We start from the raw sequence: 17,315 nt of genomic DNA, 5'->3' as shown, positions 1-17,315 counted from the left end.
GCGTGGTCATAGCCCGGGACGACAAGCTGATCGGCTACTGGGTGGGCGCTGCCATCGAGGAGGATGCCCTCAAGGCCCATCTGGCCCGCCACCTTCCTGAATACATGGTGCCGTGGCGTCTGCTGCAGCTGGAGGCGATGCCGCTGTCGGCCAACGGCAAGCTGGATCGCAAGCAGTTGCCGCAACCCCAGGGGCAGGTGACCGAAGACTATGTGGCACCCGCCAGCGAAATCCAGCAGGCCCTGGCGACCATCTGGGCCGAGGTGCTGGGTCAGGAGCAGGTCGGGATCAGCGACAATTTCTTCGAGCTGGGGGGCGATTCGATTCTGTCCCTGCAAGTGATCAGCCGGATGCGCCGCGCCGGTTGGCAGCTCAATCCGCGGGACCTGTTCGAGCATCAAACCATCGCTGCCCTGGCCCGTGTCGCTGTGCCTCTGGAGCAGGCCAGCGCTGACAGCGGTCCGGTTCAGGGCGCGGCCCCGGTCACCCCGATTCAGGCGCATTTTTTCGCCCAGGCGGTGCCGGTTGCGGGCCACTGGAACCAGGCATTATTGCTGCGCCCGCTGCACAGCCTGGAGCCTGCTGCTCTGGATGAGGCACTGACCGCGCTGTTCGCCCACCACGATGCTTTGCGCCTGCAATTCCGGCAGCTGGACGGGCAGTGGAGCGCCAGTCATGGCACCGACGCCCCCGGGTTGCTGGAGTGCTTGACCCTGAGCCGGCCCGAGGCGATCAGCGCCGTATGCGAAGCGGCCCAGCGCGGTTTTCAATTGGGTCAGGGGCCTTTGTTCAAGGCAGTGTTGATGCAACTGGGCGATGGCCAGCAACGGCTGTTGCTGGTGGCCCATCACCTGGTGGTGGATGGCGTGTCCTGGCGCATCCTGCTCGAAGATCTGGCACAGCTTTATACCCAGGCGCTGGCCGGTTCAGCGCTGCATCTGGCTGCGCGTACCAGCAGCTTCAAGGCCTGGGGCGAGCACCTGGCAAGCTGGCAGCGCCAAGGGCTGGGCGACAGCGAGCTGGCCTACTGGCAGGCGTATGCCGAGACCACGGCAACCCCGTTGCGGGTGCCGCGGCCCCAAGGCAGCCGTGCCCTCGGCGCGACGGCCCGGGTGCAGGTGCAGCTCGACCCGGCGCGGACCCGCGCCTTGCTGGGGGCGGCCCACGCGGCCTATCGCACGCGGATCGACGAACTGCTGCTGGCCGCGCTGGCCCGTACCCTGTGCCAATGGAGTGGTCAGCCGGCACTGGACATCCTCCTGGAAAGTCACGGCCGCACACCGGGGCCCGATGCCCCGGACCAACTGGACCTGAGCCGCAGCGTCGGCTGGTTCACCGCCCTGTACCCGTTGCGCCTGGCCCCCGGCAGCCGCGCACCCGGTGAAGCGATCAAGGCGATCAAGGAACAAGTGCGCCAGGTGCCCGGCCAGGGCCTGGGCTACGGCGTGTTGCGCTATCTGGGCGAGGACGATCTGGCCCGCCGGCTGGCGTCCCGCACGGCGCCGCAAATCACCTTCAACTATCTGGGGCAGTTCGACCCGGGCCGCCTGGCCGACGGCCTGTTCGACCTGGCCGGGGAACACCTGGGTGCGTCCCTGGACCCGAGTGCCGATGCCGACAGCGAATGGGTGATCACCGGTCAAGTGCGCGACGGCTGCCTGCAACTGAGCTGGCGCTATGGCTGCGAGCGTTTCGACAGCGAGCTGGTGCAAGGTCTGGCCGAGGACTACCTGGCGAGCCTGGGCACGCTGATCGACCATTGCCTGAGCCCCGGCGCTGCCGGGGTCACACCCTCGGACTTCCCGCTGGCGAGCATCAGTCAGGCGCAACTGGACGCACTGCCGGTGGCCGCCGCCGACCTCGAAGACCTTTACCCCTTGTCACCGCTGCAACAGGGCATGCTGTTTCATGCCCTGCAAGGCGCCGCGGGCAGTGCCTATGTCAATCAGGTCTGCGTGCCGCTGAGCGATGTCGATGGCCTGCGCTTCGCCGCAGCCTGGGAGCGGGTCAGCCATGAGCACGGGATCCTGCGGGCCGGTTTCGCCTGGGAAGGCGACTTGCCCCAGCCCCTGCAATGGATCCACCGCCAGTTACCTTCGCCGGTGCGCCATCTTGACTGGCGCGAACGCGGCGCCGAACAGGCGCGCCTGGAACTGGCCGAACTGGCCGATGCCGAGCGCGATCAGGGCTTCGACCTGCGCCGGCCACCGCTGCAACGGGTGTTGCTGGTGCGTCTGGGCGAAAGCGCCTACCAATTGATCTGGACCCGCCATCACATCCTGCTCGATGGCTGGGCCACGGCGCGCCTGATCGAAGAAGTGCTGTTGCATTACCGCGGTCAAACGCCCGCGGCGGGGGCCAGCCGCTACCGCGATTACCTGGCCTGGCTGGGCCGTCAGGAGGGCGCGTCGAGCCAGCAATTCTGGAGCCAGCAACTGTGCGAGCTGGAGCAACCGACCCTGCTGGCCGATGCCTTGCCGGCGGTACCGGCCCGCAGCGGGCATGGTGACCTGCGCCTGCAACTGGCCCCGGACGTGACCTCGGCGCTGGGGGCGTTTGCCCGGCGCGAGCGGGTGACCCTCAACACCTTGCTGCAAGGTGCCTGGAGCCTGTTGTTGCAGCGCTACAGCGGGCAGCGCAGCGTGGCTTTCGGCGCCACAGTGGCCGGTCGCCCGACCGCCCTGGCCGATGCCGAGCGCGTGCTGGGGCTGTTTATCAATACCTTGCCGATCATTCAGGCGCCCGGGCCGCAGCGCTTGCTGGGGGACTGGCTGCGGGATTTGCAATCGCTGAACCTGGCGGTACGTGAGCATGAACATACGCCGCTGTTCGATATCCAGCGTTGGGCCGGGCAGGGTGGCCGGGCGCTGTTCGACACTGTGCTGGTGTTCGAGAACTACCCGGTGGACAGCGCCCTGCGCAGCGGCAGCGGCGTGCAATTCGGCCAGGTGATTTCGCGGGAAACCACCCATTACCCCTTGACTGTGGTGATCCACGCGGGTGACACCCTGGACCTGCAATTGAGTTACCTGTTGAGTGCCTTCGACCCTGCCAGCGTGGCGCGCCTCGGTGAGCATTTGCAGAACCTGCTGCTGGCCATGGCGGCCGAGGCGCAGGGGCCGTCAAAGGTGCGCCTTGGCCAGTTGCAGATGCTCGATAACGCAGAACAGCAGCGGCTCTCGCAGTGGAACGCGACCCGGTTCAACTATGCGCAGTACCCGAGCCTGCCAGCCTTGATTGCCGAACAGGTGCGCGCCACCCCCGATGCTCTGGCGCTGGTGTATGGCGACACGCAACTGAGCTATGGCGAACTGGATGCCCGGGCCAATCAACTGGCCCACTGGCTGCAAACTCAGGGCGTTGGCCCGGATGTACCGGTGGCGGTGTGCGCCGAGCGCTCGGTGGAACTGGTGGTGGCATTGCTGGGGGTGATCAAGGCCGGTGGCGCGTACTTGCCGCTGGACCCTGATCACCCGCGGGAGCGCCTGCAAAGCATGTTGACTGACAGCGGCAGCCCGTTGTTGCTGACCCAGGCACACCTGCTGGACAGCTGGTCCGGTGCTGCCGGTGTACCGGTGCATGCGCTGGAAAACCTGGCGCTGACGACTCAGCCGCAGACTGCACCCAAGGTCGATATCAACCCGGAAAACCTGGTGTACTGCCTGTATACCTCGGGTTCCACCGGCAAGCCGAAGGCCGTCGGTAATCGCCATGCCGGGTTGCTCAATCGCCTGCAATGGATGCAGGACGAATACGGATTAAATGCCAGCGACCGGGTGCTGCAAAAAACCCCCTACAGCTTCGACGTCTCGGTCTGGGAGTTCTTCTGGCCGCTGCTCAGCGGCGCGGCACTGGTGATGGCACCACCCGGTGCCCACCGTGATCCACGGGCCTTGCGCGAACTGATTGTGGAGCACGGCATCACCACGCTGCACTTCGTGCCGTCGATGTTGCAGGCCTTTGTGTCTGCCGGCGAACTGCCCCTTTGCACTTCGCTGAAACGGATCATTTGCAGCGGAGAAGCCTTGCCGGCCGAGTTGCAGCGTCAGGTGTTGGGACAAACCGCCAGCCAGTTGCACAACCTTTACGGCCCGACCGAAGCGGCCATCGACGTCACGTCATGGGCCTGCCGCGAAGACGGCAACAGCGTGCCTATCGGGCGTCCGATCGCCAATACGCAAATCCATATTCTCGATGCCGATCTCAATCCTGTGCCGGTGGGGGTGGCGGGCGAGCTGTACATCGCCGGGGTCAATCTGGCCCGGGGCTATCAGGGCCGTCCGGCACTGACTGCCGAACGCTTTGTCGCCAACCCCTACGGTGCTCCCGGCGAGCGCATGTACCGCAGTGGCGACCTGGCACGCTGGCGCGCCGACGGTGCCATCGACTACCTGGGTCGTCTCGATCATCAGGTCAAGTTGCGCGGCCAGCGAATCGAGCTGGGAGAGATCGAAGCAGTGTTGCTGGCCCATGCCGCGGTGCACGAATGCGTGGTGATAGCCCGGGACAATCAGCTGCTCGGCTACTGGGTCGGCACCGACGCCGACGAAGCCGCGCTTAAATTTCATCTGGGTCAGCACGTTCCTGAATACATGGTGCCGTGGCGACTGCTGCAATTGCCGGCGATGCCGCTCTCGGCCAACGGCAAGCTGGATCGCAAGCAGTTGCCGCAGGTCGAGGCGCAAGCCGCTGCCACTGGCTATGTCGAGCCCCGCAATGACGCCGAGCGCGCCCTGGCCAGAATCTGGTCCGAGGTGCTGGGTGTGGAGCGGGTCGGTGTGACGGATGACTTTTTCGAGCTGGGCGGGCACTCGCTGCTGGCGACCCGCCTGGCCTCGCAGATTCGCCACCAGTTAGGCGTACAGATTCACCTCGGCGCGGTGTTCGAAACACCGACGGTCGAGGCGCTTGCTCGGCACCTGGAGCACATTCCGGCGCACGCCCCCGAAGATGAGGTGGACGCCATGACCCAATTGCTGAATGAACTGGAGCGCATTGAATGAATGACCTGAGCCAAGCCCGAGGCCCCAGCCACCGTGACGATCCGTTGCGCCCGCTGGCCGAACGGCTCAATGCTCTTCCAGGGGAAAAGCAGCGGCTGTTCCTGCAACAGCTGCGGGAAAAAGGCATCGATGCCCGGCGTCTGCCAATAGTCCCGGCACCTGCCGGGGCTGCGGGTGCGCTGTCCTACAGCCAGCACCGGCTGTGGCTGCTGTGGCAACTGGAACCGACCTCAAGCGCTTATCACATTACCGGCGGGCTGCAACTCACCGGGGAACTCAACGAGGCGGCGCTGGACGCTGCCCTGGCCGATATCGTCGCCCGCCACGCAGTACTGCGCAGCGACTTTCCCGAAGAGGGCGGTGAGCCCCGGGTGCGGGTGCATGACGCCGCTGAGTGCGGGCTGGTATTCGCTCGCGAAGACCTCAGCGAATTGTCGCCCCGGGCCCGGGACGCAGCCTTGATGCGCCTGGCCCAGGATCAGGCGCGACAACCCTTCGACCTGACCCTGGGGCCTTTGCTGCGCCTGTGCCTGGTGCGTTGCGCCGAGCAGCGTCACGCCTTGCTGGTGACCCTGCATCACATCGTTGCCGACGGTGTGTCGATGGAGCTGTTTGTCCAGGAAATGGCCAGCGGTTATGCCCGTCACCTGGGGGGCGACGCCAGCCCGTTGCCCGACCTCGATGTGCAATACAGCGACTATGCGCGCTGGCAGCGGCTGTGGCTGGAGTCCGGCGAGAGCGAGCAGCAACTGGCCTATTGGCGCGAGCGCCTGGGCAGTGAGGAACCGGTGCTGGAGTTGCCGGTGGACCACCTGCGTCCCGGCTTGCCCAGCTACCGCGGGGCGCGGGTCGGCAAGACCTTGCCCGATGCCACCAGCAGCCGCTTGCGCCAGTTCGCCCGGGAGCAACAGGCCACGCCGTTCATGGTTCTGCTGGCCGCCTACGGTGTGTGGCTCAGCCGCCTGTGCGGCCAGGGGCAATTGCGGGTCGGGATCCCGGTGGCCAATCGTCAGGCGCAAGCGACCCAGGGTTTGATCGGTTGCTTCGTCAACACTCAGGTCTGGCCGCTGCAGATCTCGCGCCGCCAATCCTTTATCGATCAGCTCAAGGCTGTGCGTGAGCAAGCGTTGCAGGCCCAGGCCCATCAGGACCTGCCTTTCGAACAATTGGTCGAAGCGCTGCAACCCCAGCGCAGCCTTGGCCGCAACCCGCTCTTCCAGGTGCTGTACAACCACTTGCAGCGCGGCGACAGCCAGTTGCAGGCGGGCGGGCTGGTGTTCGAGCGCCTGGAGCAGGCTGCCGAAACCGCTCAGCTGGACCTGGCCCTGACCACCGAGGAAAACCCTCAGGGTCAGATCACCGCCACCTTCAGTTACGCCACCGACCTGTTCGAAGCGTCCACCGTGCACGCCTGGCACACGCATTTTCTGTACCTGCTCGAGCAATTGCTGGAGCAGCCGCAACGCGCGCTGCATGAACTGCAGCCGCTGACAGCGGCGGAGCAACAGCAACTGACAGGCTGGAATGCCACCCGCGAAGACTATCCGCAGTACCCGAGCCTGCCAGCCCTGATCGCCGAACAGGTGCTTACCACCCCCGATGCCCTGGCGCTGGTGTATGGCGACACGCAACTGAGCTATGGCGAGCTGGATGCTCGGGCCAATCAACTGGCCCACTGGCTGCAAGGCCAGGGCATTGGTCCGGACGTACCGGTGGCGGTGTGTGCCGAGCGCTCCGTGGAACTGGTGGTGGCACTGCTGGGGGTGATCAAGGCCGGTGGCGCGTACTTGCCCCTGGACCCTGATCTGCCCCTTGAGCGTCTGCAAGGGATGCTGGCCGACAGTGGCAGCCCGTTGTTGCTGACCCAGAATCACTTACTGGAGAAGTGGTCCGGCGCTGCCGATGTAGCGGTGCATGCACTGGAAAACCTGGCGCTGGCGACCCAGCCGCAGACTGCACCCAAGGTCGATATCGCCCCGGAAAACCTGGTGTACTGCCTGTACACCTCGGGCTCCACCGGTAAGCCCAAGGCGGTGGGCAACCGCCACGCCGGGTTGCTCAATCGCCTGCAATGGATGCAAGCCGAATACGGATTAAATGCCAGCGACCGGGTGCTGCAAAAAACCCCCTACAGCTTCGACGTCTCGGTCTGGGAGTTCTTCTGGCCGCTACTCAGCGGCGCGGCACTGGTGATGGCGCCACCGGGTGCCCACCGTGATCCACAGGCCTTGCGTGAACTGATCGTCGCGCACCGCATCACCACGCTGCACTTCGTGCCGTCGATGTTGCAGGCCTTTGTGACTGCCGGCGAACTGCCCCTTTGCACCTCACTGAAGCGGATCATTTGCAGCGGTGAAGCCTTGCCGGCCGAGTTGCAGCGTCAGGTGCTGGGGCAAACCGCCAGCGAGTTGCACAACCTCTACGGTCCGACCGAAGCGGCCATCGACGTCACCTCCTGGGCCTGTCGCGAAGACGGCAACAGCGTGCCCATTGGCCGCCCGATCGCCAATACACAAATCCATATTCTTGATCCCGATCTGAATCCGCTGCCGGTGGGCGTGGCAGGGGAGTTATACATCGCCGGGGTCAATCTGGCCCGGGGCTATCAGGGCCGTCCGGCACTGACTGCCGAACGCTTTGTCGCCAACCCCTACGGCGCTCCCGGGGAGCGCATGTACCGCAGTGGCGACCTGGCACGCTGGCGCGCCGATGGCGCCATCGACTATCTGGGCCGTCTCGATCATCAGGTGAAATTGCGTGGTCTGCGTATCGAACTGGGGGAGATTGAAGCGCTGTTGCTGAGCCACGCCAATGTTCAGGAAAGCGTGGTCATAGCCCGGGACGACAAGCTGATCGGCTACTGGGTGGGCGCTGCCATCGAGGAGGATGTCCTCAAGGCCCATCTGGCCCGCCACCTCCCTGAATACATGGTGCCGTGGCGTCTGCTGCAATTGCCGGCGATGCCGCTGTCGGCCAACGGCAAGCTGGATCGCAAGCAGTTGCCGCAACCCCAGGGGCAGGTGACCGAAGACTATTTGGCACCCGGCAGCGAAATCGAACAGACCCTGGCGACCATCTGGGCCGAGGTGCTGGGCCAGGATCAGGTAGGGCTTGGCGACAACTTCTTCGAACTGGGCGGCGACTCCATCCTGTCCCTGCAAGTGATCAGCCGGGTGCGTCAGGCCGGCTGGCAACTGAGCCCCCGCGACCTGTTCCTGCACCCGACACTGGCGGCCCTGGCCCGGGCGGCGCGCTGCGTGACCCAGGGTGGCGAGCTGCAGCAGGCGGTAACGGTCGGCCCGGCGCCACTGACACCGATCCAGCAGTATTTTTTCGGCCAGGATATCCCGCAGCGTCAGCACTGGAACCAGTCGGCGTTATTGCGCCCGTTGCAGGCGCTGCAGGTCGAACCCCTGCGCGCCAGCCTGGCGGCCCTGGCCCAACAGCATGCCAGCCTGCGCCTGCGCTACGAACAGGACGCCATGGGCGTCTGGCAACAAGGCTACAGCGAGCACTGCGCCGAGGACTGGCTGGTGGAAGTGGATGCCCCGGACGCCGAGGTGTTCCTGCGCGAGGCCGAGCGCTTGCAGACCAGCCTGGATCTGGGCCGCGGCCCTCTGCTGCGGGCCGCCTTGCTGACCCTGGGGGATGGCAGCCAGCGCCTGCTGATCGTGGTTCATCACCTGGTGGTGGACGGCGTGTCCTGGCGTGTCCTGGTGGAAGATTTGCAGCAGGCCTATCGCCAGCTGACGGCCGGCCAGAGCGTGACCCTGGCACCGGTGGGCGCCAGCTTCGCCCAGTGGGGCCAGCGTTTGCAGGCATTCGCCGCCAGCCCGGCGCTGCTCGATGAACTGCACTACTGGTGCGCGCAGACCGCAGGGCAGCCGCTAATGGCTTTGGGCTGTGAAGGCCAGGCCGTGGAGCGCCGCCTGCGCCTGCCGGCGGAACTGACCCGGCGTTTGCAAAAAGAGGCGCCGGCGGCCTATCGCACGCGTCTGGATGAATTGTTGCTGGTGGCCCTGGCCCGGGTCCTGTGCCGCCAGAGCGCACAGGACGGCCTGAGCGTCGAGCTCGAAGGCCATGGCCGCGATGCGTTGCCCGCACCTTTCGGCGAAGGCCTGGATATCGAGCGCAGCGTCGGCTGGTTCACCAGCCTGTACCCGGTGCGTCTGAGCCCGGGCCCGGGGGATCTGGGCTCGGCGATCAAGGCGATCAAGGAACAACTGCGTCAGGTGCCGAACAAGGGCATCGGCTACGGCGCGTTACGCTATCTCGGCCCGGCGTCTGCCCGGGCATTGCTTGAGGCACAGCCGCGGCCACAGGTGATGTTCAACTACCTGGGGCAGTACGACACCAGCCTCGATGGCCAGCGCCTGTTTGCCCTGGCCGGCGAACCCCAGGGCCGCCAGCGCGACGATGCTGCACCGCTGAGCCATGCCTTGACCCTCAACGCCCGCCTGGTGGAAGGCCAGTTGCAATTCGACGGCCGCGCCGATGCCCGGCACTACAGCGCTGCGCAGCTGGAAGCCCTGCTGGACGACCTGCGCGCCGAGCTGAGCTTGCTTGGCGCCTATTGTCTGATCCCGGAAAACGCCGCGCTGACCCCGGCCGATGTGCCGCTGGCGGGCTTGAGCCAGGCCCGGCTCGACGCTTTGCCCCTGGCGGCCCGCGATGTCGAGGACCTGTACCCGCTGTCGCCGCTGCAACAGGGGCTGCTGTTCCACAGCCTGCAAGGGGATGCCCGGTCGGCCTACGTCAACCAGATCGACGTGGTGCTCGAAGGCCTCGACCTGCAACGCTTCCTGCAGGCCTGGGAAACCACGGTTGAGCAGCACGCGACCTTGCGCAGCCTGTTCCTCTGGGAAAGCGGGCTCGATACGCCGTTGCAAGCCGTATTGCGCCGTGGCCCGGCCGTAGCGCAATTGCACGACGCCCGCGGGCTCAGCCAGCAAGAGCTGGATGATTGGGCCCGCCGCGAACGCGCCGAAGGTTTCGAGCTGGACCGCTTGCCGCTGCAACGGGTGCAGTTGCTACGTCTGGACGCCACTCGCTGCCGGATGATCTGGACCTTCCACCACATCCTGCTGGACGGCTGGAGCAGCGCGCGACTGATCGGCGAAGTGCTGCAACATTACGCCGGTGAACGGCCGCGGGCACCCCGCAGCCAGTATCGCGACTACATCGCCTGGCTCGGCGCCCAGGATGAACAGGCGGCCGAGGCCTGGTGGCAAGGGCGTCTGGCAACCCTGGATGGCCCGACTTTGCTGGCCCAGAGCCTGCCGCCCCGGGACACCCGGGACCTTGCTCAGGCCCTCGGTCACGGGGTGATCCGTGGCGGTCTGTCGGCGGCAGACAGCCAGCGCCTGCGCCAGTTTGCCCGGCGACAGCGGGTGACCCTCAATACCCTGGTGCAGGGCGCATGGATTCTGCTGCTGCAAACCTACACCGGCCAGTCCCGGGTGGTGTTCGGCACCACGGTCTCGGGCCGTCCTGCGGCCCTGGATGATGCCGAAGCGGTGGTGGGCCTGTTTATCAATACCGTGCCGGTGATCGCTGGCGGTGCTCCGGCACAGCCGGTGGGCGACTGGTTGCGCGAGCTGCAGGCCAGCAGTGCCGATGCCGGCGAGTTCGAGCACACTCCGCTGGCCGATATCCAGCGCTGGGCGGGGCTCAGCGGTCAAAGCCTGTTCGACAGCCTGCTGGTGTTCGAGAACTACCCGGTCGATCACGCCATGCGCCAGCGCAGCGGCGTGCGTATCGAAGCCTCCAGCACCCTTGAAGCCACCCACTATCCGTTGTCCCTGGCGATCTTCGCCGGCGAGACCCTGGACATCACCTTTGGCTACCGCCGTGATGCGTTCGCCCCGGAGCGGGTCGAGGCCCTGGCCGGACACCTGCAGCAGCTGTTGCTTGGCCTGTGTGCCGATGCGCTGCAGCCGTTGGCCGCACTCAGCCCGCTGAGCGCGGGCGAACAGGCTCAACTCATGGCCTGGAGCCGCTCGGACTACGCGGCCCCGGCCTTCACCAGTGTCCAGCAGCGTATTGCTGCCCATGCCGCGGCCGATCCGCAGCGCATTGCGCTGATTTGCGAGGGGCAGCAGTTGAGCCGTGGCGAACTGGAGGCACAGGCCAACCGCCTGGCCCATGCCTTGATCGCCCGTGGTATCGGACCCGAGGTTCGGGTCGGGGTCGCTTTGCAGCGTTCCAACCGCCTGCTGGTGGCGTTGCTGGCAGTGGCCAAGGCCGGTGCGGCTTTCGTCCCCCTGGCTCTGGATTACCCGCGCGAACGTCTGGGTTTCGTCCTGGCCGACAGCGGCATGAGCCTGTTGCTCACCGAGGGGATGGCCCTGGATCGCCTGCCGCAAACCCCGGGTCTGGCCATGCTCGACCTCGACCGGCTGGATCTGGACAACTACAGCGATCAGGTGCCCGGGGTTCAGGTGCATGCCCAGAATCTCGCGTACCTGATCTACACCTCCGGCTCCAGCGGCACGCCCAAAGGCGTGGCCGTGGCCCATGGCCCGTTGGCCATGCACTGTGATGCCACTGCGCCGCTGTACGACATGAGCGCCGAATCCCGGGAGTTCCACTTTATCTCCTTTGCTTTCGACGGTGCCCATGAGCGCTGGCTGACTGCACTGACCTGCGGTGCCAGCCTGGTGCTGCGCGACGAAGAACTGTGGTCTGCGGCGCGCACCCTGCAGACCCTGGAAGAGCAGCAGGTCACCAACGCCGGCTTCCCGCCGGTGTATCTGACCCAACTGGCCGCCGAAGCCCGGGCCCGGGGCCGTGCCCCGGCGCTGGATCTGTACTCCTTCGGCGGTGAAGCCATGCCCCAGGCCAATTTCGAGCTGATCCGCCAGACCCTGGCGCCGCGCACCCTGATCAATGGCTATGGCCCCACCGAAACCGTGGTCACCCCCCTGGTGTGGAAGGTGCCGGCCAGTCAGGCCTGCCTGTCGGCCTACGCACCCATCGGCCGTCCTGTCGGCGACCGGCGTGCCTACATTCTCGACGCGCGCCTGCAGCCGGTGCCGGCCGGGGTCAGTGGCGAGCTGTACCTGGGAGGCAGCGGTCTGGCCCGGGAATATCACCGCCACCCGGCCATGAGCGCCGAGCGCTTCGTGCCTGACCCGTTCGGCGCACCGGGGGCGCGCATGTACCGCACCGGTGACCGGGTGTTGTGGGGCGTCGACGGGGTGATCGAATACGTCGGCCGCATCGATCAGCAAATCAAGATCCGTGGTTATCGCATCGAACCCGGGGAGGTCGAGGCGCATATCCAGCAACACCCGCAGGTGCAGACGTGCGTGGTGCTGGCCTTGCCTTCACCCACCGGCCCGCGACTGGTCGCCTACGGCGTGGCCAGCACCCCGGCCGCCGAGCCGGGCCTGGAAGCGCGGGTCAAGCAGGCCCTGGTCGGGCATTTGCCGGACTACATGATTCCGGCCCGGCTGATCTGGCTGGAGCAGTTGCCGGTGACGCCGAACGGCAAGCTCGACCGGTCGGCCTTGCCGACCCCGGACTGGCAGGTGCAGGACGGCGAATTCGTCGCCCCCCTGGGCGAAGTGGAAACCGTGCTGGCCGGGATCTGGCAGCAGTTGCTGGGTACGGCGCGGGTCGGCGCCAGCGACAACTTTTTTGAATTGGGCGGCGACTCCATTGTTTCCCTGCAACTGGTGGGGCGTGCCCGTCAGGCCGGGGTGCTGTTGACCCCCAAGGATGTTTTCGAGCAACAGACCATTCGTGCTCTGGCCCAGGTGGCCAGGGTTGCGCCAAGTGTGGCCCGGGTCCAGGGCCCGGTGACCGGGCCGGCGGCCCTGACGCCGATCCAGGCCTGGTTCTTCGACAGCCCGATCACGGTTCGCCAGCACTGGAACCAGTCGGTATTGCTGCAACCGCGGGAAAACCTCGACCCGCTGCTGCTGGAGCGCGCCCTGCAAGCGCTGCTGGCCCAGCACGATGCCTTGCGCCTGCGCTTTACCCGGGACGCCCAGGGGGTGTGGCAGCAAAGTCACGCCGACACGGCGGCGGTACCCCTTGAACAGGTACGGGTCAGCGCCCCGGCGCAACTGGCCAGCGTTTGCAGCATCGTTCAGGCCGGCTTGAACCTGAGTGAGGGGCCGCTGTTGCGCGGTCTGTTACTGGACACCGGGGATGGCCAGCGGCTGTTGCTGGCCGCCCATCACCTGGTGGTGGACGGCGTGTCCTGGCGCATTCTGCTGGAAGACTTGCAGCGCGCTTATGGCCAGTTGCAGGCCGGCCAGGCGCTGGATCTTGGTAACAAAAGCAGTGCTTTCCAGCGCTGGGGCGAAGTGCTGCAGGCCGAGGTGCCAGCACGTCTGGCCGAGATGGACTTCTGGCGCGCCACCCTGGCCCCGGGGGCGGTCAGTCTGCCCTTGCTGGACCCGGCGGGCAGTCGCCGCCGCGATCAGGTGCGCGAGTGCCAGGTGCGGCTTGACCAGTCGTTGACCCGGCAGTTGCTGACCCGCGCACCGCTGGCCTATCGCAGTCGCGTCGATGAACTGCTGCTCACCGCTCTGACCCGGGTGGTGCTGCGCGAAACCGGTGGCGAAAGCCTGCTGGTCGGCCTCGAGGGCCATGGCCGCGAAGTGCCGGCGGGCTGTAGCGATGTGGACCTGAGCCGCAGCGTGGGCTGGTTCACCAGCCTGTATCCGGTGCGTCTGCAAACCGACCCGGGCGTGGCTGCGGGGGTGGCGATTCGCGGGATCAAGGAACAACTGCGCCAGGTGCCCGACCAGGGCATGGGCTACGGCTTGCTGCGCTATCTCGGCGAGCCCGGGGTGCGCGCCGAGCTGGCTGATGCCGCGCAACCGTCGATCACCTTCAACTACCTGGGCCAGACCGATCGCGGCCTGGATCACCAGGCCTTGTTCAGCATCGCTGCCGAGCGCGGCGGTGACGATCAGGCGGCCGATGCACCGTTGGGCAACGAATTGATCATCAATGCCCAGGTGCGCCAGGGTGAATTGCAGATGAACTGGCAATACAGCGGCGCGCGGCTGTCCAGGGCCTGGGTCGAGGGTCTGGCCGCTGCTTGCCGGGATGAGTTGCAAGGCTTGATCGAACATTGCCTGAGCCCCGACGCGCAACGCTTCACGCCGTCGGACTTCCCGCTGGCGGCGCTGGATCAGGAGGCCCTGGAGCGCCTGCAACTGCCCGCCGATACCGAGTTGCTCTATCCGCTGTCGCCCTTGCAGCAGGGCATGTTGTTCCATGCCTTGCAGGCCCCCGGCGAAAGTCATTATCTCAACCAGTTGAGCCTGGCCATCGACGGCCTAGACGCCACGCGCTTCGCCCAGGCCTGGGACAGCACCGTGGCCCGGCATGACGTATTGCGTACCGGGTTCCTCTGGGAAGGACTGGACCAGCCATTGCAGGCCGTGCGCCGCAGCGTGCCGTCGCCGGTGCGCCTGCTCGACTGGCGCGAGCGCAGCGACCGGGTCACGGCGGTGGAGGATCTGGCCCGGGAAGAGCGCGAGGACGGTTTCGACCTCGCCCGGGCGCCCTTGCTGCGGGTGTTGCTGGTGCGCCTGGAGGATGAGCGCTACCAATTGATCCTCAGCAGTCATCACCTGTTGCTCGATGGCTGGAGCTCGTCGCGGCTGATCGCCGAGGTCTTGCAGCACTACCGGGGCACACCGCCCGCCGAAGTGGCGGGGCGTTTCGTCGATTACCTGCAGTGGCTGCAACAGCGTCACCCGGCCCAGCGTCAGGCCTTCTGGCGTGAGCGTCTGGCCGGGCTGGACGCGCCGACCCTGCTGGCCAATAGCGTCGAGGGTGCAGCCGTGGGCAGTGGTCACCGCCAGCACCACTGGCAGTGCGATGCGCAGCAGACCGCGCGGCTGGTGGCCATCGCCCGTCGCGAGCGGGTGACCCTCAACACACTGGTGCAAGGTGCCTGGAGCCTGTTGCTGCAACGCTACAGCGGCCAGGCCACGGTGGCGTTTGGCGCCACGGTGGCCGGGCGACCGGCGCAACTGGTGGATGCCGAACGTACCCTGGGGCTGTTCATCAACACCTTGCCGGTGATCCAGACGCCGCCGGCGCAACAGCCCCTCGGGGATTGGCTGCGCCAGTTGCAGGCCTTCAACAGCGCGTTGCGCGAGCATGAACACACGCCCCTGTTCGAGATTCAGGGCTGGGCCGGGCAGGGCGGGCAGGCCCTGTTCGACACCTTGCTGGTGTTCGAAAACTATCCGGTGGAACAGGCCCTTGGCGAAGCCAGCGGTCTGGCTTTCTCGCCGCTGCAGCGCCACGAAACCACGCACTACCCGCTGACCCTGGTGATCCATGCCGGTGCGCAGTTGCAGATCGAATTCAGCTATCGCCGGGACGCCTTTGCCGAAGCCGACGTGGTGCGCTTCAGCGAGCACCTTGGCGGTTTGCTGCAACAGTTCGAAGACAGCACCCGGGCCCTGGCCAGCCTGACATTGCTGAGCCCGGGCGAGACCCGCCAGATTCAGACGTGGAATGCCACCGCCAACCGCTACCCCGAGCATCCGCACCTGGCGGCGATGATTGGCGAACAGGTGCGCGCCACCCCCGATGCCTTGGCACTGGTGTATGGAGACATGCAACTGAGCTATGGCGAACTGGATGCCCGGGCCAATCAACTGGCCCACTGGCTGCAAACTCAGGGCGTTGGCCCGGATGTACCGGTGGCGGTGTGCGCCGAACGCTCGGTGGAGCTGGTGGTGGCACTGCTGGGGGTGATCAAGGCCGGTGGCGCGTATCTGCCGCTGGACCCGGACCACCCGCGGGAGCGGTTGCAAGGGATGCTGACCGACAGTGGCAGCCCGTTGTTACTGACCCAGGCGCACCTGCTGGACAGCTGGTCCGGCGCTGCCGGGGTACCGATGCATGCACTGGAAAACCTGGCGCTGGCGACTCAGCCGCAGACTGCACCCAAGGTCGATATCGGCCCGGAAAACCTGGTGTACTGCCTGTATACCTCGGGTTCCACAGGCAAGCCCAAGGCCGTCGGTAATCGTCATGCCGGGCTGCTCAATCGTTTGCAATGGATGCAGGCCGAATACGGCCTGAACCCCGGCGACCGGGTGCTGCAAAAAACCCCTTACAGCTTCGACGTCTCGGTCTGGGAGTTCTTCTGGCCGCTGCTCAGCGGCGCGGCCCTGGTGATGGCACCACCCGGTGCCCACCGTGATCCGCAGATATTGCGCGAATTGATCGTCGAGCACGGCATCACCACGCTGCACTTCGTGCCGTCGATGTTGCAGGCCTTTGTGTCTGCCGGAGAACTGCCCCTTTGCACCTCACTGAAGCGGATTATTTGCAGCGGTGAAGCCTTGCCGGCCGAGTTGCAGCGTCAGGTGCTGGGGCAAACTGCCAGTCAGTTGCACAACCTCTATGGCCCGACCGAAGCGGCCATTGACGTCACGTCATGGGCCTGCCGCGAGGACGGCAACAGCGTGCCGATCGGGCGCCCGATCGCCAATACGCAAATCCATATTCTCGATGCCGATTTGAATCCTGTGCCGGTGGGGGTGGCCGGCGAGTTGTACATCGCCGGGGTCAATCTGGCCCGGGGTTATCTGGGTCGTCCCGGGTTGACCGGGGAACGCTTTGTCGCCAATCCCTACGGTGCTCCCGGCGAGCGCATGTACCGCAGTGGCGATCTGGCGCGCTGGCGCGCCGACGGTGCCATCGACTATCTGGGCCGTCTCGATCATCAGGTCAAGTTGCGCGGCCAGCGAATCGAGCTGGGAGAGATCGAAGCAGTGTTGCTGGCCCATGCCGCGGTGCACGAATGCGTGGTGATAGCCCGGGACAATCAACTGCTCGGTTACTGGGTCGGCACCGACGTCGACGAAGCGGCGCTTAAATTTCATCTGGGGCAGCACGTTCCTGAATACATGGTGCCGTGGCGCCTGCTGCAATTGCCGGCGATGCCGCTGTCGGCCAACGGCAAGCTAGATCGCAAGCAGTTGCCGCAACCCGAAGGGCAGGGCGCGAGCAGCGGCCATGTAGCGCCGGGCAGCGATGCCGAACGGGCGCTGGTGGCCATCTGGCTCGAAGTACTGGGGCTGGAGCAGATCGGCGTCACCGACAGTTTCTTCGAACTGGGCGGGCACTCCCTGAGCGTCATGCAAGTGCGAGCCCAACTGCAGCAGCGCCACGGTTGTCACCTGCCGATCAACGCCTTCTTCGATCACGTCACCGTGCAGAAGTTGGCCCTACAACTGCCGGGCGATTTGTTCGCTGCGGCGGTCGAGCATCGCGAGCGCCTGGATGACATGGCCCGCTGGCTGGATGAAATCGAGGTTTGAG

The 17,315-nt window shown here is 66.1% G+C and carries 2 protein-coding genes; both read left to right on the top strand.

The window, feature by feature from the left end:
• The first annotated feature begins 2 nt into the window (after window positions 1–2).
• Window positions 3–5,003, top strand: coding sequence for a non-ribosomal peptide synthetase (locus B195_RS23100; RefSeq protein ID WP_238143967.1), 5,001 nt, complete (start codon window positions 3–5; stop codon window positions 5,001–5,003).
• Complete coding sequence (locus tag B195_RS13635; RefSeq protein ID WP_100917170.1) at window positions 5,000–17,314, top strand: non-ribosomal peptide synthetase; 12,315 nt, start codon at window positions 5,000–5,002, stop codon at window positions 17,312–17,314. The genes B195_RS23100 and B195_RS13635 overlap by 4 nt, the downstream gene beginning before the upstream one ends.
• Window position 17,315: the final 1 nt, after the last annotated feature.

The sequence above is a fragment of the Pseudomonas sp. Lz4W genome (assembly GCF_000346225.2).
Classification (GTDB): Bacteria; Pseudomonadota; Gammaproteobacteria; order Pseudomonadales; family Pseudomonadaceae; genus Aquipseudomonas; species Aquipseudomonas paraversuta.
This window is presented reverse-complemented; position numbering and strand designations above follow the sequence as displayed.